General features: G+C 45.7%; 18 protein-coding genes. 15 read left to right on the forward strand and 3 right to left on the reverse strand.

Annotated elements, in window-relative coordinates:
* The first annotated feature begins 75 nt into the window (after positions 1-75).
* Together AZI87_RS09085 and AZI87_RS09090 are read left to right on the forward strand one after the other, a co-directional pair.
* Entirely contained in the window at positions 76-705 is a 630-nt protein-coding gene (locus AZI87_RS09085; protein WP_063206229.1) for a MotA/TolQ/ExbB proton channel family protein, read from the forward strand.
* Positions 706-708: 3 nt separating this feature from the next.
* Positions 709-1116 carry an ExbD/TolR family protein gene (locus AZI87_RS09090; RefSeq protein ID WP_063206230.1) on the forward strand — a complete coding sequence of 136 codons (408 nt, stop codon included), beginning with the start codon at positions 709-711 and terminating at the stop codon, positions 1114-1116.
* 50 nt (positions 1117-1166) lie between these two features.
* Here the strand turns inward: AZI87_RS09090 and AZI87_RS09095 are convergent, their stop codons facing one another.
* Positions 1167-2252 (reverse strand): immunoglobulin domain-containing protein, encoded by a 1086-nt coding sequence (locus AZI87_RS09095; RefSeq protein ID WP_063206231.1) that lies wholly within the window; start codon positions 2250-2252, stop codon positions 1167-1169.
* 138 nt (positions 2253-2390) lie between these two features.
* Here AZI87_RS09095 and AZI87_RS09100 point away from each other — a divergent pair, with 138 nt between their 5' ends.
* The 6 genes from AZI87_RS09100 to AZI87_RS09125 all read left to right on the forward strand — a co-directional run bounded on the left by AZI87_RS09100 (position 2391) and on the right by AZI87_RS09125 (position 8112).
* Positions 2391-2900 (forward strand): hypothetical protein, encoded by a 510-nt coding sequence (locus AZI87_RS09100; protein ID WP_063206232.1) that lies wholly within the window; start codon positions 2391-2393, stop codon positions 2898-2900.
* A 226-nt stretch (positions 2901-3126) separates the two neighbouring features.
* Positions 3127-3714 (forward strand): diacylglycerol/polyprenol kinase family protein, encoded by a 588-nt coding sequence (locus tag AZI87_RS09105; protein ID WP_253696608.1) that lies wholly within the window; start codon positions 3127-3129, stop codon positions 3712-3714.
* Between the two features lie 37 nt (positions 3715-3751).
* Positions 3752-4606: a CDP-diacylglycerol--serine O-phosphatidyltransferase gene (gene pssA, locus AZI87_RS09110; protein WP_063206234.1), complete on the forward strand. Its 855-nt coding sequence runs from the start codon at positions 3752-3754 to the stop codon at positions 4604-4606.
* Positions 4590-5597 (forward strand): aspartate-semialdehyde dehydrogenase, encoded by a 1008-nt coding sequence (locus AZI87_RS09115; protein ID WP_063206235.1) that lies wholly within the window; start codon positions 4590-4592, stop codon positions 5595-5597. Before pssA ends, AZI87_RS09115 begins: the two co-directional genes overlap by 17 nt.
* A gap of 110 nt (positions 5598-5707) precedes the next feature.
* The gene (locus AZI87_RS09120; RefSeq protein WP_063206236.1) at positions 5708-7036 is read left to right on the forward strand and encodes a CFI-box-CTERM domain-containing protein; all 1329 of its coding nucleotides are present in this window, start codon (positions 5708-5710) and stop codon (positions 7034-7036) included.
* Positions 7033-8112 carry a hypothetical protein gene (locus AZI87_RS09125; protein WP_063206237.1) on the forward strand — a complete coding sequence of 360 codons (1080 nt, stop codon included), beginning with the start codon at positions 7033-7035 and terminating at the stop codon, positions 8110-8112. Before AZI87_RS09120 ends, AZI87_RS09125 begins: the two co-directional genes overlap by 4 nt.
* Here AZI87_RS09125 and AZI87_RS09130 read toward each other — a convergent pair.
* On the reverse strand, positions 8106-8363 hold the full coding sequence (locus AZI87_RS09130) for a hypothetical protein (protein ID WP_063206238.1): 258 nt from the start codon (positions 8361-8363) through the stop codon (positions 8106-8108). The genes AZI87_RS09125 and AZI87_RS09130 overlap by 7 nt on opposite strands.
* Before the next feature lie 214 nt (positions 8364-8577).
* On the opposite strand from AZI87_RS09130, the gene AZI87_RS09135 reads away from it, so the two are divergent.
* The 4 genes from AZI87_RS09135 to rpsI all read left to right on the forward strand — a co-directional run bounded on the left by AZI87_RS09135 (position 8578) and on the right by rpsI (position 11081).
* Entirely contained in the window at positions 8578-9249 is a 672-nt protein-coding gene (locus AZI87_RS09135; RefSeq protein WP_081112157.1) for a L,D-transpeptidase family protein, read from the forward strand.
* Between the two features lie 80 nt (positions 9250-9329).
* On the forward strand, positions 9330-10118 hold the full coding sequence (truA, locus tag AZI87_RS09140) for a tRNA pseudouridine(38-40) synthase TruA (RefSeq protein WP_063206239.1): 789 nt from the start codon (positions 9330-9332) through the stop codon (positions 10116-10118).
* Positions 10119-10228: 110 nt separating this feature from the next.
* A complete protein-coding gene (gene rplM / locus AZI87_RS09145) occupies positions 10229-10669 on the forward strand; it encodes a 50S ribosomal protein L13 (RefSeq protein WP_041871184.1) in 441 nt (146 codons plus the stop codon).
* Between the two features lie 13 nt (positions 10670-10682).
* Positions 10683-11081, forward strand: coding sequence for a 30S ribosomal protein S9 (rpsI, locus tag AZI87_RS09150; RefSeq protein ID WP_041871182.1), 399 nt, complete (start codon positions 10683-10685; stop codon positions 11079-11081).
* Positions 11082-11962: 881 nt separating this feature from the next.
* Here the strand turns inward: rpsI and AZI87_RS09155 are convergent.
* Positions 11963-12346, reverse strand: a complete 384-nt coding sequence (locus AZI87_RS09155) for a hypothetical protein (RefSeq protein ID WP_063206240.1) — start codon at positions 12344-12346, stop codon at positions 11963-11965.
* Positions 12347-12568: 222 nt separating this feature from the next.
* Here AZI87_RS09155 and AZI87_RS09160 point away from each other — a divergent pair, with 222 nt between their 5' ends.
* The 3 genes from AZI87_RS09160 (at position 12569) to AZI87_RS09170 (ending at position 17421) form a co-directional block, all read left to right on the forward strand.
* Positions 12569-14416 (forward strand): hypothetical protein, encoded by a 1848-nt coding sequence (locus AZI87_RS09160; protein ID WP_063206241.1) that lies wholly within the window; start codon positions 12569-12571, stop codon positions 14414-14416.
* 19 nt (positions 14417-14435) lie between these two features.
* On the forward strand, positions 14436-16733 hold the full coding sequence (locus AZI87_RS09165; protein WP_063206242.1) for a hybrid sensor histidine kinase/response regulator: 2298 nt from the start codon (positions 14436-14438) through the stop codon (positions 16731-16733).
* A 103-nt stretch (positions 16734-16836) separates the two neighbouring features.
* Positions 16837-17421: a hypothetical protein gene (locus AZI87_RS09170; protein WP_155722523.1), complete on the forward strand. Its 585-nt coding sequence runs from the start codon at positions 16837-16839 to the stop codon at positions 17419-17421.
* Positions 17422-17426 lie beyond the last annotated feature (5 nt).

Below are 17426 nucleotides of genomic sequence, written 5' to 3' on the forward strand. Positions count from 1 at the left end.
TTGACCGGAAGTAATGGTTTTAGAGATAATGGATCAATAATTTTGCGCAGTCAAAAATTTTGGAGGAAATCACCGATGCTCACAGAAAAAATATTTACGGTAGCTCACCTGGCAGATCAGGTCGTTTTATGGATCTTACTTGTGCTCAGTGTGCTTAGCATCGGCATGATTTTAGAACGTTACTTCGCACTTAAAAAAATCGCTGCGGAATCTCAACGCGTTCGCGCGCGCATCAAACTTGCTTTGCAAAGCAACAGTCTTGATGATGTTGAAGATCTTGCGAAGGATCCAAACTCTGTCGAGGGTCGCGCCGCAGGTTACGCTTTGAAACACATGCGTGAATCGGGCAGCCGTGGTCTTGAAGAAATCTTCAACACATTCGCTTTGACTGAAAGACCCGAGCTTGAAAAATTCTTGGGCTTCTTGGCAACTGTTGGTTCGAACGCTCCGTACATCGGTCTTTTTGGTACGGTTCTAGGAATCATGAAAGCCTTCAACGATTTGGCGACAGCTCCAGAAGCAGGACAACAAACGGTGATGGCCGGGATTTCAATGGCCCTTGTGGCAACAGCGGCAGGTCTTTTCGTGGCGATTCCCGCAGTTGCGTTTTACAACTACTACAGCAAACAAGTGAAAAGCATTTTCCAAAACTTAGAGAGCGTTAAAGAACTTTGCCTTGCTTATGCGAAGAAAAAAGGTGTTTAAACCATGGCATTTAAAGACGGTGGAAATGATAACGAAGCCATAGCGGACATAAACGTTGTTCCGCTCGTGGATATCATCCTGGTGGTTCTGATCATCTTCATGGTGACAGCGCCTATGTTCATGAAGCCAACGATCAATGTGAATTTGCCTAAAGCGGCCAGCGGCGATCAAACGGCTCCAAGTAAATTGAACATCGCTCTGACAGCTGACGGAAGAATCAATTTGAATGGTTCCTTCGTCACCGAGGCTGACGTGCAGGCAAAAGCGCAAGAAGAAGTGGCGAAGAATGCTGATGTGCAAGCCATTATCTCTGCAGATAAAGATGTTCCGCACGGAAAAGTCGTCGGAGTCCTTGATGTCGTCAAGGGTTCTGGAGTGAAGAAGTTTGCCATTAGTATCGATAAAAAATAATGAAAAAGGGCTCTGTAAAGAGCCCTTTTTTTATTTCATCGTTCACAGTATTAATTCCCGCCGCCGCCGTTACCGTTGTCGTAGTTCGGGTTGTGCACCCACTGACAAGTATTCGTAAGTAGTTTCAATTTTTTGTTGCGACATTCAAAACTGATGCGACCGTGATAAGTCCAATAACCGTTGTCGTCATAGCGTCCATAGCCCGAATCATATTGATAAGAAGGATTGGGTTGAGGCGTGTGAATGCGGGGGATCGTAGTGCGGCAAGACACTGTTGTTTGCTGTAAGTAAGATAAATTGGCTGGTACGTTGTAATCAGAAAGTTTCGTGAAGTTACGATTGTTATAAAGGAAGTTTAAAGTGTCATAACTGGAGTGCAGAAGAAATTTTCCGCGCGGGCCATCGAAATATTCTGGAAAGTATCCATACGCAGCATCGTAAGCCGCTTCAGTGAACGTGAAATAAGATCCCGCAGTACAGCCAACCGCAGGCTCTGAGATCGAAACACGCGCTAAGGTACTTTGCACACTCTTGCCGGCCGCATCTTTCACGATAACGTAATAAGTTCCCTCTTTAGAATAGCTGGTCGCACTGTCACTGATAAAACTATAAGTGCCCCATACACCTGTCATGGCTTTGCTGTCTTTGTACCATTGATAGGTATACGGTTGAGTCCCGCCCGTTACGAGGACTTCAAGACTGTATTGAGCGCCTTCTTGCACCGTCACACCTTGAGGTTGAGTGACGATACGAAATCCCGTCTGACTGGGAGTTCCGCCTCCGCCAGGATTTACGCCGCCACCTGAAGATCCGCCGGAGCCGCCGCTACCAACACCGACACTTCCGCCACCAGAACCGGTGTTTCCACCCGAAGATCCGCTGCCGACCCCCACGGTGCCACCACCGCCCGAAGATCCGCCTCCACCAATGGTAACGCCATTACCTCCACCACTTGAGGGACGAGAGTTCCATATAGATGAATCTTTGCTAGTCGATGAACTAGAAGTTGAACCTTCTGTTTTTTCTTCCATAGGAGCAGGAGCACAGTTTTGGAACGACAAAACTGTGAGGGACATGATCAAAAGACCAGAGAAAACGCGAAATTTGCGGATCTTTTTGAGAATACGCGTGTTCATTAAACATTCCCCCGAAAGTTTACTAGACTTAAATACGGAAGAAATGTGGAAAAACTTGAGGAAACAGCTGGTAATTCTGTTTAGTTTCTCAAATTGATACGGCTAAAGTCTGGAAGCAAATATCCGATCTAGGATATTATGTTTAAGAGTCAGCCAACAGATACCCATCTTCTTATAATTACGTCTTGTCTTGTAGCCCTTCTAGGCATCCCTACGTTTTTTACGCTGACAAGCAATGATCCTGTTGAAGTTGTAAACGCAGAAGTTCAAGTGTCGCCAACTCTTTCTCAACATCGTCAACCCGCTAGCGTACCGCAAGGTGCGTCCGTGTCTGCTCAAGCGGCTTTGTCCCATTTCACCCACTACGATTTGAACTGCGAGAAAAAAGGCGCAGGCAAAGTGACGGTGACAGGTGGATATGTTCAATTTCAAGGAAAGAACTGTCTGAAAAATCTGAAAAACGGAGAGATTGAAATCATTAATAAGAGCAATGGTTACACTGCTTCGATCTTCAACAGCGGTGCTGACAAATATCAAACCGACCTCATTCAACTTCAGAACGGCGACAACGAAATCGCGATTCGTTATCGCGAACGCTCTGGAAAAGCGGTGGAAGAGGTCGTTCGTATCCATTCGTCTAAGATTTAACATAAACAAATCAATATCTTAATGCGCTCAGCTAGAGTAGGATCAATTAAATTGATCTTCCGTTCCTCACCCTTTAAGGTAGCCGCCGGCGTTGCAAATTTAGCACACTCCAGGCTCCTTTACGGATGCCTAACGTGGGATAAAATTGATGTTACTTGAAGGATTTTTACAGCCAGTGGATTTAAAGAAGCGTTCGGACATTCATTATGCTCGAAAAATTTGGCATATGTCGGGAGTCTCCGTGATGTTCCTTGCGTACGTCTATCTTCCGCCTGCTGTATCTATGACAATTCTTGTGGCCGCTTGGTTGATGTTTGTTCCTTTCGATTTTTTGCGTCAAAAAAATGCAGCTTTGAATGATTGGGCCGTTCACGCGTTCAAGCCCATCATGCGCCAAAGCGAAGTGAAAAAGTTGGCAGGTACAACGTTTTTGCTTTCCGGTGTTCTTCTTGTAGATATTTTGTTTCCTCGCCAGATCGTAGCTTTGACTTTGTTGTTCCTGGCTTTCGCGGATCCGATCGCAAGTTACTTTGGAATTTTGTACGGGAAAGATAAAATCTTTGGACATAAATCAATCCAAGGTTTCATGGCGGCGTTCTTTGTTTGTGCGGCGCTGACTTTCTTCTACTTGCTATATCACAATTATCTAATGGATCGCATCGTGGTGGTCAGTTTGTTCGCCGGTCTTGTCGGCGCGTTCGCAGAGCTTATTCCTATTGGCAAGCTTGATGACAACCTCACTTTGCCTGTGATGAGCGCCGTTGGCCTCACCATCCTGTTTTATTTCTTTGGATTTTTTGCCACTGTAGGATAATGTTTCCCTGCCATGGACCACATGGCGGGAGAAGACAATGGCAGATACTCATCTAGAAAAAATTGATTCCGAAGATGCCAAAGCACAGCGCTTGGCAATGTATATCTATATTCTTCCGAATTTGATGACGACAGGAAACTTGTTCTCTGGTTTCTTTGCAGTGATTCAATCTATCAAAGGAAATTATCTTTATGCCGCTTATGCGATTGTTGTGGCGGCGGTCTTTGACCAGTTAGATGGTCGTTTGGCACGTTTGACTCGTTCGACAAGTAAGTTCGGTGCCGAGTACGACTCTTTGTGTGACCTTGTCAGCTTCGGTATGGCTCCAGGGACTTTGTTGTTCTTGTGGGCGCTTCAACCCTTTGGTCGTTTGGGTTGGGTGGCGTGTTTCCTTTTCGTAGCCTGCGGAGCTCTTCGTTTGGCGCGTTTCAACGTTCAAGCAAACGTTGTTGAAAAAAACTATTTCCAAGGTTTACCAATTCCAATGGCTGCGGGTATCGTAGCTTCTTCAGTTCTTGCCTTCCAAGATTTGGAATTAGAACCACTAGGTAACTATGGTCTTTTGATCATGACGATCCTTTTGGCGCTAGTGATGGTAAGTAACTTCCGCTTCCGTAGCTTTAAAGATTTAGATCTGAAAGAGCGTCTTCCATTCCGCTACCTGATTTTGGGGGTCGGTGTTTTGGTTGTCGTTGCTCTTCGCCCTGAAGTGATGCTGTTCGTGCTTTTCATGGGTTATGCCGCTTTGGGTGCAGTTTTCGGTGTCTTCAAGCTTGGAAAGAACATTCGTAAAATTAAGCCCAGTGTGTATGCTCCCGCGCAAGTACACGAGAGTGACTTAGTCCTCGAAGAAGAGGAAGAAGAGGCGAAGAAAGATGAAAAGAAAACTTAAAGTCGGAGTTGTTGGCGCTACCGGCATGGTAGGCCAAACTTTCATGAAACTTCTTGAAGAGCGCAGTTTTCCCATCCAGGAACTGCGCCCTTTTGCATCTGAGAACTCATTAGGAAAAAAGATCGACCTGCAAGGGGCTTCTTGGCCCGTGCAAGTTCTTAAAGAAGGTTGCTTCGACGGCCTTGATCTTGTGTTCTTTTCTTCGGGTGATGATATTTCCAAAGAGTGGGCGCCGAAGGCTGTGAAAGCCGGGGCTTTTGCCGTCGATAACTCTGCCGCTTTCCGTATGGATCCCAACACTGTTTTGGTAGTTCCTGAAGTGAACGGCAACTTGGTGACTAAAGATTCCAAGCCGCAAATCATTGCTAATCCAAACTGCTCAACCATCCAGTTGGTTGTGGCACTAAAACCACTTTTAGATAAATTTGGTTTAGAAGAAGTGCGAGTCAGCACTTATCAAGCGGTGAGTGGTGCCGGTCAAGGCGGTTACGACGAATTGATGGAACAGACGTCAAACCACAAAGACGATCACCAACCAAAAACTTTCCCGCATACGATTCTTTTCAACTGTATCCCGCAAATCGGGTCCTTTAACGACGAGGGATACTGCAGTGAAGAAGTAAAGATCATGAAAGAGACACGTAAGATCCTGGGTCAGGACAAATTGAAAGTTTCGGCTTTCACGGTTCGTATCCCAGCACTGAACGCGCACAGTGAGTCCGTATGGGTGACTCTAAATAAAGAAGTCAGCCGCGATCAGATCATGGCCACTCTTTCCGAATTCAAAGGCATCGTCCTTCAAGATGACCCTAAGAAGAGCGTTTATCCTTTGGCCCGCGATGTTTCTGGAAAAGATCCTGTTTACGTGGGACGCGTGCATCGCGATCCTGAAAACCCAAAAATGTGGTTGATGTGGGTTGTTTCGGACAACATCCGTAAAGGGGCTGCTCTGAATGGCATCCAAATCGCTGAACAAATCTTCTTCAGTTAATAAAAAGGTGGGTCTTCCCACCTTTTTCCATAGTCCCTGTCTGATTCGACGAAGGTCTTGAGTTTGAGCTTTTTTTGACATCTCGACCTTCGCATGGTTCGATTAAAAGGATGAAGCTTTCGGTAATCACGGCAGCCAGCATTTTCCTTCTTTCGTTCAATAGTCATGCGACCATGACATTGAATTCTATTTCTGGCGATTCAAATCGTGATCTTTCTGATCCAGCTAAACCTATTATTTATGCGGGATTTACTCCGGCGGTAGCTTGTACTGGCGACGGGTCTTTTACATGCGACAGCTGCACAGGAACTTCTGCGGGCGGAAAACTTTTTTCGTGTAATAAAACCAGCGCTTATCCCAATCTTCGTTTAGTCATTCAAATGACTTCGACGAATACGACGGGGACGGTTTACGCGAAAATTGGTGAAGACGATGTCAGCTCTACTTTGCCTTGGACTTTCGACAGTGGTGTTCTGACGTTCCAAGCGACCTGGGCTGAAATCTGCCAAGCTGCGGGTGTAGGCAATTGCGATAGCAGCATGAATAAGGATTTGGTTGTTGGAATCAACACGACATCCGGGGGATCGGCGACGACGGATTCAATGACTTTCCGGTTGAACACGCGAGTGGCTGCAGCGGATGCTTCGGATTCTTTCTACACAGATTGCAATACGGCTGCGGTGGCCAACAACCAGGGGTTTTGTCACTTCAATGTCTTTCCGGGCGATGAAAAACTTTACGTCGAAAACATGGTTTACTCTGATGGGTATCCGGCTTCACCGGCTCCCGGTGTTGAATTCCGTTCGGTTGTTTTCTTTTACGAACCTTTTGTCACTGATGACAATACGACGATCGCAAGTATCAGCAACGCTTCTTCGATGTTTGAACTTCCAGTGAATCGTTCCGCAAATCCTCCGATTGTTGATGACCGCGTGGATGGACTCGTCAATGGTCAGCGTTATTGCATGGTCATGGCGAACATGGATATGACCGGAGTGATTTCTTTCTTTACTCCAATTCCCGGAACTTCAGGATCGCCAGTAACCGCTGCTGAACTTTGTGGTACTCCGGCGGCGGTGGTGGGCTTACTTGATGATAAAAGCTGCTTTATTGCCACTGCGGCCTTCGGCAGTCAGATGGCGCCTGAAGTGGAAAGCTTCCGTGAATTTCGTAATAAGTTCCTTCTTCCCAATAAATGGGGAAAGGCCTTTGTTAAGTTCTATTACAAACACAGTCCTTATTACGCCAACATGATCGCTGAAAGTGAAATCGCGAAAACAGCAGTCCGCGCGGCTTTGTGGCCTTTGCTTTTATTTGCACGTGCCAGTGTGGCTTTGGGATTCTGGACTGCCTTTGCACTTCTTTCTTTGGGTGGTTTGACTATTTATGGTCTTTATCGCCGTTTGATTTTAGGCCGTCGATTTCGAGGTGAACTGTGAGTTGGTCGAAATATTTTATCGCTCTTTTAGCAGTGGTTTCGTTTCACACAGTTCAAGCGCAAGATGCCGAGTCGGCTCCGCAAGAACCACCGTTTGTCCAAGAAGACACTGAATTTGATTCAGAAGCGTTAAGCATTGAAGATGAAATTCAAAGTGCCGCTCCGGAATCAAATCTTCAACCTCCGCAAAAAGAGACGGTGAATCTGAATGAGGACGCCGATCCGAATAAAGATTTAGAAGAAGAGCTTTCCATTGAAGATGAATCTCCGGTTGTAGCAGAAGAACCTGAAATGGTTCCTGCGCCTCCGACTCCTGTTGTTGAAGTCAAACCGGCGAGTCCGATTCAATCGGGAAAAGTCATGCGTCGATCTGCGCGTGGCGGGACCGAGTACATCGAACATCCTCAAGCGGCGAACGGCCTAATCGCGATCACTAAAGAAGGCGCTTACATCTATCGCACTAAAGAATCGGGTGAATACAATCACACGGGAAGTTTCCGTCTGGGTTTGATCGATCCACCACGAATTATTTCTGCGGATGGAACGACAAGCTTCGATACGATGTATTCCGGATCTTCGCAGCCACTTTTCATGTTTGATTATGAGTGGCAGCCGTTTAATGGTTACGGAAAGTTCGGTATTCAAGCGGGCTTTGGGTTTATGATCGCTAACGGGAAGGGCCGCTTCATTGAAGGGGACTTAGTCGGTCAAGAAGCGAAAGAAAGTTATACCTTCTTGGCGGTGCCTTTGAACTTGGGTCTGGTCTATCGTTTGGAGTGGATGGACCGTCAGTGGTTCGCGCCTTATGTTTCTGGTGGCGGAACTTATATCGGAGTGGCTGAATTCCGTGACGACGGAGCGACACCATCTGCGGTGGGAACGCCAGGTGCTTACGGAGCTGCAGGATTGTTAATTAATATTTCGGCGATGGATCGAGAAACCGCATTCACTTTGAAATCCGAATACGGCATCTCTAATTTGTGGGTGTCTTTAGATTACCGCTATCTCCAGACCTTCAATGAAGATCTGGATTTCACATCCGGCATAGCGGGTGCCGGTATCACAGTCGATTACTGAGGTTGGCAAGAAGCGAAGTGAATAGTGCGGTTCATACGGTGCATTGAACCAGCTGTGCATTTCAAACCTTGTTCAGAACAGTTGTAGCGAGCTTCAACTTCACCTTTTGAGTTTTGGCCCATAACGTAGTTCTCTTCACACCAGCTAAGAACGTCAACTTGGTAGTCAGATTCACGATGGCTAACGATATCTTCTTGAGCCATAGCAGTTGAAGAAACAACTAACATCAAACCTACGATTAATGATTTCATGATTTACTCCTTGGATTTGGTTATTAAAAAAGATGGCATGGAGTACGACTTTCCTTAGGGGTGGTCAATACACCGTGAAAAGAGAACAGAGGTGACTACAGTCTGTACACCGTGAAGTCCACTTAAAATCGTGCTCGCTGTATTCATACTTGTTCCGCGAAATACGCCATAAATTTTTAGGGGTTTTTTCGGTGGCCGTGCTATCAATTCCGCTATGAAAAAACTTATTCTTCTTGCCGGATTATTCATTACGTCTTTGTCATTCGCACAAACTCGCTACTGTGATGACATTCAACGTGTCGACAACTTTCCTCGTCTGAATTCAGACCAGTTTAAGCGCTTCGGTTTGGATAAAAAGAACAAGATCGACCGCATCCTTGTGAGTAAAGATCGCAAAGAGCTTTATCTTTTGAGCAAAGATGTTGTGGTGAAGTCTTACAGGGTCGCTTTCGGACTTGTCCCTGAAGGTCACAAACAATTTGAGGGAGACTACAAAACGCCGGAAGGTATCTACTACATCGATGGCAAGAATCCGAAGAGTGCTTATTATCTTTCTCTTCATGTCTCTTATCCGAATAAGCAAGATCTTGAGTATGCGAAGTCTAAAGGGAAGTCCGCTGGCGGCGACATCATGATTCACGGATTCCCGAATGCTTCATCTCGCCCGGATTTTAATAAGTTTGTCGGCGCTATCCATCCGAGCAATTGGACGGCGGGCTGTATCGCGGTGACCGATCAGGAGATCTATGAAATCTACAACCTGGTTCAGCAGGGAACGACGATTGAGATCTGTAAGATGACTCCGAAACCACCAAAACCTCAAGAACCTCAGGTGCCGCAAGAGCCGACAGAGCCTGAAGCTCCCGAACAAACGGCTTCAAAGTAAAACACCCAAAATTTTCTTAAGTCAGGGCTATGGACAACATAGCCTTGTCGCGAAGAACCTAAGCTGATACTTTGCCGTCCATGTTGACGAAAGTGAAATTCACCGTGGCCTATGACGGCACCGGGTTCTGCGGCTGGCAGAAGCAAAAACAAGAAGACCAGATTTCAGTGGGCCATGTGATCGAAAGGGCCTTAGAGAAGGTTTTTGCTGAAAAGATCACTTTGTTCGCTTCCGGCCGTACCGATGCCGGTGTTCATGCCTTGAACCAAGTTTGCCACTTTTCTACGCATCGCAAGATTGATCCAGCTAAAAAATGGGACTTCTGCTGGGCTTTGAATTCTCAATTGCCTCCATCCATCGTCGTGAAAAGGGCCTGGATTGCCCCGGAAGAGTTTCACGCGACGTTGTCGGCGACCCACAAGACATATAGATATCTGATCTTGAACCGTCCTCGCCCCAGTGCTCATCTGGCCCGTTACATGGCTTGGGAGCGCAAGCCTATCGACATCCGTCATTTGATCTCAAGTTCTGAATTTCTTTTGGGAAATCATGACTTTAAGAGCTTTCAATCGGTCGGAACGCCGGTTTTAGATACCGAGCGCGAGATCTATCAGGCGGATTGGGAGTGGCGTCGTCCTGACGTTCTTCAATTTACGGTCACCGGAAACGGCTTTTTAAAGCAGATGGTGCGTAATATTGTGGGAACCTCATTAATGTTAGAGAAAAAAGGCTTAGATCCCCAAGAGATGGAGCGCATTTTAAGCCTGAAAGACCGCCGAAAAGCCGGTCCCCCAGCCCCTGCGGAAGGCCTTTATTTAATGAAGGTTTATTATCCCCAGGACCTTGACAATGGGTGTATAGAACTTTAAAACATCCCTTCCCGCAAAATAGTGTAAGAGCCCGTTGTTAAACTCAAACATTTTTTGCCGAATGCGCAGACGGTAAAACTGACGTATTCAAAATGAAACTGGAGACCCTAATGAAAACTTTCAATGCAAAAGCAGATGAAGTTGAAAGAAAATGGTGGATCGTTGATGCCGCTGACCAAAAGGTCGGTCGTGTAGCGACAACTGTTGCAAACATTCTTCGTGGAAAGAACAAACCTATTTTCACTCCTAACGTTGATACTGGCGACTTCGTTGTTGTTATCAACACGGACAAAATGGAGCTTTCTGGAACTAAGTGGGATGACAAAAAATACTACCGTCACTCTCGCTTCTTCGGTTCTCTGAAAGAGATGACTGCAGCTCAAGCGAAAGAGAAAGATTCTACTTTCATCATTCACGAAGCTGTTCGCGGAATGCTTCCTACAAACAAGCTTTCTCGCCAAGTTATCATGAAAATGAAGGCATACACTGGTGCTGAGCATCCTCATGCTGCTCAAAAGCCAGCTCTTTACACACTTCCTTCTAAGAAGTAATTGGAGATAGACAATGGCAGCAGCAGATAAATTCTATTATGCAACTGGAAGAAGAAAAACGAGCTCTGCGCGCGTTTTCTTGAAGCCTGGTAAAGGCAACATCACAATCAACGGAAAAAAATCTGATGATTATTTGAGCCGTATGCAATCACGCATGGTGATCGTACAGCCTCTTGATCTATTGGGCCAACTTGGCAAGTTCGACGCTAAAATCACTGTTTCTGGTGGTGGTGAGTCTGGACAAGCTGGTGCAATCCGTTTGGGTATCACTCGTGCTTTGATCGCTTTCAATGCGGAGTTCAAAGGAACTCTTAAGAAAGCTGGATTCGTTATGCGTGATCCTCGTATGGTTGAGCGTAAAAAATACGGTAAAGCCGGCGCTCGTCGTAGATTCCAATACTCTAAACGTTAATCGTTTCGGGTTATCGGACGAGAAAGGGAGCTGTTTCAGCTCCCTTTTTTTTTGCTTTTTTCTTGGGGCTTGGCTTGTCGTTCTTGCGGTGGATTTGCGGATGGAAGTGCTGCCTGCCTTAGCTGGCTGGTCGCTTCGGTCGGCACGCCTTCCGGGCTCGGTTGCCGCCGCCTTTCAGGCGGTTCGCGCATCCATGCGCCGGCAAAGGCCTCTCTTAGGACCAGTCAGCTAAGGCAGGCAGCACTTCCATCCGCAAATCTTTGCTGGATTCGATGTTCGTTTCTTCGAATAATTCTAAAAAACTGGGATGAACTGTATTTCGTGATGACGAGGGATTTGTTTTATTTTGGAATCTATTGGGACGTTCGGTGTTTTGGGATCTGGGCTTCGCCGTGATTTCGTTTGTGGTGGATTTTTAGATTTTCACTTGATGGTTGAAAGTTTATGGGTCCCAATTATTTCATGTTCTAACGCAAATGCTTACTGCCACGGTGGCAGTAAAAGGTGGTTATCATCCACGTTGTTTCGTTCGCTTCCCATTAATTAATCTAATCAAACAGAAGTACGATAATCATGGAGCTCAATTTTTACTTCCACCGTGGAAGTAAACAGCTAAGACGCTTCCTTTTTTCGAAGGCACGGTAACATTGATTTGCGGTTTTGAAGTGACGCACTTGCTTACCGCCACCGTGGCAGTAACTTAGTCTCTTCGTTGATTAAATTTTGGGAGTCGTGAAGTTAGGCTGCTTTGCCGTTCACTCGGAGTTGATTAGTTTAGTGAGTGTTGGACTTGGACTTTTCCCTAGGTTTTTTTGAAACTCACTTCCAAAATAAAAAAGGCACCCGAAGGTGCCTTTTCAACTCTCCATTTTTCTTTCTAATTACTTAGAGCAAGAAAGTGGGTAGATGTTGCCGTTAGCTGCTAGGAAGCCGCCGAATGAACCGTCTGCTTCTTTACCAATAGCTAGGAAACCTGTGTTTTTGATAACGCCGTCTTCTTGAGCTGACTTGTCAGTCAAAGCTAGAAGTTGCAAGAAACCGTTGTTCAATTGCTCTGTTACTGCGCCTTTGTCCATTTGAGAGAAGAAAATCGATTGTTTTGATTTTTCGCTCAAAGAAACAGTTACGAAGTCTGCTGATTGGTCGTCAGCTAGGTCGATGTTCATAGATACGAATTTGCTCTCTGGAACTGCGCAGTTGAAAAGAGTTTCAGCCATTGCAGAAGAACCCATAAGAACCAAAGCTGCTACGATAAGTGATTTCATTAAAACCCTCCTAAGGTTGTTGCGTAGGGGAGGCTATTTCACCCACGCGGGGCAGGCAATGCAAATGCAACGCACTATCGGCTCTCGGCGTGGATGATCCGCTCCGGCAAAGTGACCGCAAGTTTCTAGCACAAGGTCTGAGCTTCCAGGATTTAATGTCTCTCACAGTACTAATTAGTTTATTCTTTAACAATCTACAGCAATTCAAAAGAGGGACGTTTCGTGAAACTGGTTATTGCATCACTGATTTGCAGCTTAGGTTTTTCGCATTTTGCCTTTGCACAAGAAGCACCAAAGACTGAAGCCGTAAATAAAGAAGAACCGAAAAAAGAAGAAGCTTCAGCAGCAACGACCACGGATAAAAAAGCGACAGAGTTCGATAAACCTCTTTTCTTTTCCGTTATTGATCAAGAACTTAAAATCAAAAACCCGCGCGTTGATTTCGATTTGCAAAAGTCTAAAGGGCAGGAACTCGATATCAACGGAGTTACTTTTAACAACAATTCTTTCACCGCGAAACTTGAAGAAGACAGCTTGAATTTTACTTGGGACACGGAGCTTGTTTCCGGCGGAGACATCTCGGTCATCAACGAGCAAGGTAAAGAACTTTGGAAAAAAGCCGCGAAAGGAAATGGCACTTGGTCCTTCAAAGGTGTTCGTGGATCTGATGGCCCTCAATGGAAAGACGGCGAAAGATTTCACTTTTGTATTCGCTCGGAAGTAGGCCGCGGATATTCAGGTATGTGCACTCAAAACTACGCCGTGGAAGTCAAAGAGTCTGGCATTCAGTTGGGACTTGCGAAATCATCAACGACCCCGCGTGTGATTTTCCAAAACGATGAAAAGAAACTTAAAGGTGGAGAAGAAGTGGCTGTTGGAACTCCTGTGCAGTTTCTGGCTACTTTAAGTACGAATGCGACCTATGAATTCGTTTCTGAACCCGTGGCTCCCATCGTGAAAGATATGATCGAATCTGAAAAGAAAGATCATGTCACTATCACGGGAGAACTGCCGAAGCCTTTGAAAGCAGAATCAAAAATGATCTCTGGCAATGACTATGGCAAGATCACGCAAATTCTTGGCTTTGAAAGTACGATCGCTGAAGCGCGTGATCTATGGGCGGCAGATTTTCCGGTAAAAAAGTCTCGTTTGGTGATCCCGGGTAAGTCGGGCGGTATCTTCAGTTACGAATTGGAGATTCAGAATCCTCCGCGCCAACAAGACCGCCGTTTTATTTCTGACAGAGCGATCAAAGGAACCTACAGATCCAAAGATCAAATGCAGGTGCGTGACTCTGCCGACAATATTCAGACGTGGGAATTTGAAACTCCTCAGAAATTTGCAAGCAACACAGTCTATCTGGATGTGCAGGGTGAAAAGGCTACTCACAGGTCTTATCTGGAAATTTATCGTGCGGGCGCAGGTGAAGCGAGCTTGCGTCTGACAGGGGTTGTGACTACGGATGGCGATTTCGTTGTATTAGGCGAAGGTCACGTGTCGTGGTGGTTCAATGATATTTTCGGAGCGCAAAACTATTGGCTTTCAAAACAAAGATGGGGTGTGAGCGCACGCTACTTTACGTCTTTAACTCAATTGCCGGCCACGGACGAATCCGGTGCCAGTGAAGATGTTGATTTGAAAGTGGCCGAAGCGGATCTTCGTTATAGATTTACTCCGGGACTGTGGGAAAAAGATGAGACTGTCGGAGCGATTGTTGCGTACGAGGCGATGACCTTAGGTGACGCCAATGTTCCGAAGTTGGGTGTCGGGCTTTTTTGGGCTCGTTCGATGCCTAAATCCATTGATACTTGGTTCAGTAAACTTCCATTCATGAACTACCCAAAGTGGGTGGATATGGAATTTATCAAATACGTGTCGTCTACGGACAGCGATATCACGTTGGGCGATGACTACGTTCTTAACTTCCACGGCAAAGTTTTGTGGACTCCGAGCTTTTTCGGAGAAGCCGGCTTTGGTTTAAAGAACTACTACTTTGAAAAGAACTCTGACGGCAGCGGTGCTAAATTAACGACTTTTTACGGAACTGTAGGTTTAGGTATTAATTTTTAGATTTTCTGTTTAAAGGTGCATGAAGAAAAAGCTGACTCTTGTCCATATTTTCTTGCTCAATCAGCTGACAACGACACTGGTTCTGTTGCTAGTGATCGTCGTATATGGCACTCATTTATTTATTTCAGAGCAGCGTGCGATCCGCGAAAGAATGGATCCTGCTTTAAGTCGCGAAGTTGAAAGAACCAATAACGAAATCTCCAGCCTTGAAGCCAATGTGCAGCGGCTAAAAAGTATCGTGGATCTTTTTGAGGTGATGCCACCGTCCATAAGAGTCGAAAAGTTTCGCAGCTTTGCGGCGATGACGATTGCTCCGCATTCAACACAATTCAATGCCTATTTTGCTTTAGGACCTGAACTTGCAAAAAAGTATTTCGGAAAAAGTTCCTACGTCTATGTAGTTCTTCGTGATTACTCTTTATTTGCGAACACTCGTTACAATGACCCCCAGTATTTCATTCATGAAGAATTCCTGGCACCGGGCTACAACACGGACCCCGACATGCAGTGGTGGCACATGAACGAAAAAAATGTCGGAATTAATTTTTCAGATTTCTATTTCGACAAAGGCTACATGGAAAAAGTCATGTTCAGCACGACCACCGGCACTTACAAGGACGGCAAGTTAGTGGCTGTTGTGGGAATTGATACCTTGGCCGGAGACATTGCACACCGTTTAGGTGCATTTCGACTGGGCGAAACTGGCGGAGTAATCATCGTCGATAATCATGGTCGCCCTGTTTTACCTTTGATTGCACGCGATCTACCCTTAATAGATTTCAAATACCTAAGAGCTTTTAGCCGAGACGAGTTTAAGAAACTGCCGACGCTTTCACAGAAAGTATTTAATATTCAAGGAGCAAAGCTTCAGGATTTTGCCGGTGCCGATGGCAAAACATATATCACCTACTCTAAGCCCATCAAAGGTCGTCCTTGGCATATGGTGATCTATCAAGAAAAGTCCGAAGCCTATTCAGGACTTTATTTCCGGATGTTCTTCTTTGGCTTTGTTGCCATGGCGGCGTACTTTCTGCTGACGCTCATGGTGTGGTTGACCGGAAAGTACGTTGTCAATCAGGACAAAGTGGTCTTAAAGGAACTGCTAGAATCCCGTGATAAGGCAGAAGCGGCGACAAAAACGAAGTCTTTGTTCTTGTCGACGATGAGCCATGAGATTCGCACACCTTTAAACTCAATGCTCGGCTCTTCCGAATTGTTGGCCGAAACTCCGCTGACCTTAGAGCAAAATGAGCTTCTGCGCTCTTTGCAAAGTTCGGGAGAAACACTTTTAAGCATGCTCAACAATATCTTGGATTTTTCAAAGTTCGAGTCGGGGCGTATGCAGTTGGAAAAGCGCGAGTTTTTACTCAGTGATCTTGTGCGTGAAGTGGATGCCTTGGTTGCGACATCGATTCTTCGTAAAGGTTTAAAGTTCTATTTCCACGGACCCGAGCAGGATCGTTGGATTGTCGGTGATTCTTTGCGTTTAAAACAAGTTCTGATGAATCTGCTAGGAAATGCGGTGAAATTCACTGATCGCGGAAGTATCGAACTGACCATTCAGCCTTACCCCGGAAAAGACTCCGAATCAGAGTATTTTCTGTTTGAAGTGAAAGACACCGGATTAGGAATCGCAAAAGAAAATCTTCGTAAGATCTTCGATGAATTTGGTCAGGAGGATTCCTCAGTCACGCGTCGTTTTGGTGGGACGGGATTAGGTTTGAGTATTTCCAAAAAGATCGTACAGGAAATGGGTGGCGAACTGCACTGTGAAAGTGAACAGTACATGGGCTCACGCTTTTATTTCTCTGTGCAGATGCAAAGTCGAAAAGCCGAAAACTGGAATGTCCGGTGGACGACAAAAATGAGTGCCGCGCTGACGAAAGAAATCAAAAAGTCTGTTTCCGAAAATCAGCGTCGCATCCTTATTGTGGACGACATGGAAGAAAATCACACTCTTCTAAAAGCGTACATCCGCAAGTTAGATAATATCCACGCGGATTCCGCTTTTAATGGCTACGAGTGTTTAGAAAAATGGGAGCGTAACGACTACGATCTTATCTTCATGGATGTTCAGATGCCTGAAATGTCTGGTCTTGATACGATCCGCAAGCTGCGTGATCTGGAGCGAATTCAAGAGCGCAAAAGAACTCCCGTGATTGTTATCTCTGCCAACAGCTTTGCCGAAGATATCGAAAAGAGTCTGGCTGCCGGGGCGGACAATCACGCTGGTAAGCCGGTGCGCAAGCAAACCGTGATCGAATTGGTGCAAAAATACTGCGTTTCTGAAGCCGAAACGCCCTCTGTGAACTCTTAATACAGCGTTAAGTTTCTAACACCTTATCCCGATATTACAAAGGCCTGGGGTCGGAATGAATATTGCCTTTATTCATTACGAGACGGGGAAAAAGGGGGAATTTGTGAAAAGAGGTTTGGCACTCATCGGGATACTGTGTCTCGTATTGGGATTCCAGAACTGCAGTCAAAGCGCCTTGCAGGGACAGGGAGACTTGGCATCGACCGATGTTTCCATCAATATGCCTCCACAAATTTCTGAAGAAGAATCTTCCGTGGCAAAGGCCGTCACGTTCATCGAAATTCCTAATATCTCTGACGGACAAACTTCTGTGTCGGCAAAAGCCACTGAAGTAACCCCTTATCGTTTGGTGATCTCAACAGAATCTGGTTCTATTCAACTTGTCGATGATGCGAATAACGTTTTAGAAAAACGCTGTTTGAATTCAAGTAATCTTGATGAACTAAAAACCATCTTAAGCGGTTCCAGTATTTGTGAGGCCGAAGTGCAAAGTGATGATCAAGTGTGCTCGATGAAGTACAAGCCTTGGTATGCCGCACTTTACGTAAACGAAGAGCGCGTGAAGTTGGGTGAAGAAAAAGACTCTTGCGGTAAAGGCAGAAAAGATCTTTGCGGAGCTCTGACTGATGTCTTCCAAGCTTACGTAGCGCATGTAAAGCAGCATTGGAATGAAATGAACTGCGAATAGTGATG

Source organism: Bdellovibrio bacteriovorus (genome assembly GCF_001592745.1).
Classification (GTDB): Bacteria; Bdellovibrionota; Bdellovibrionia; order Bdellovibrionales; family Bdellovibrionaceae; genus Bdellovibrio; species Bdellovibrio bacteriovorus_B.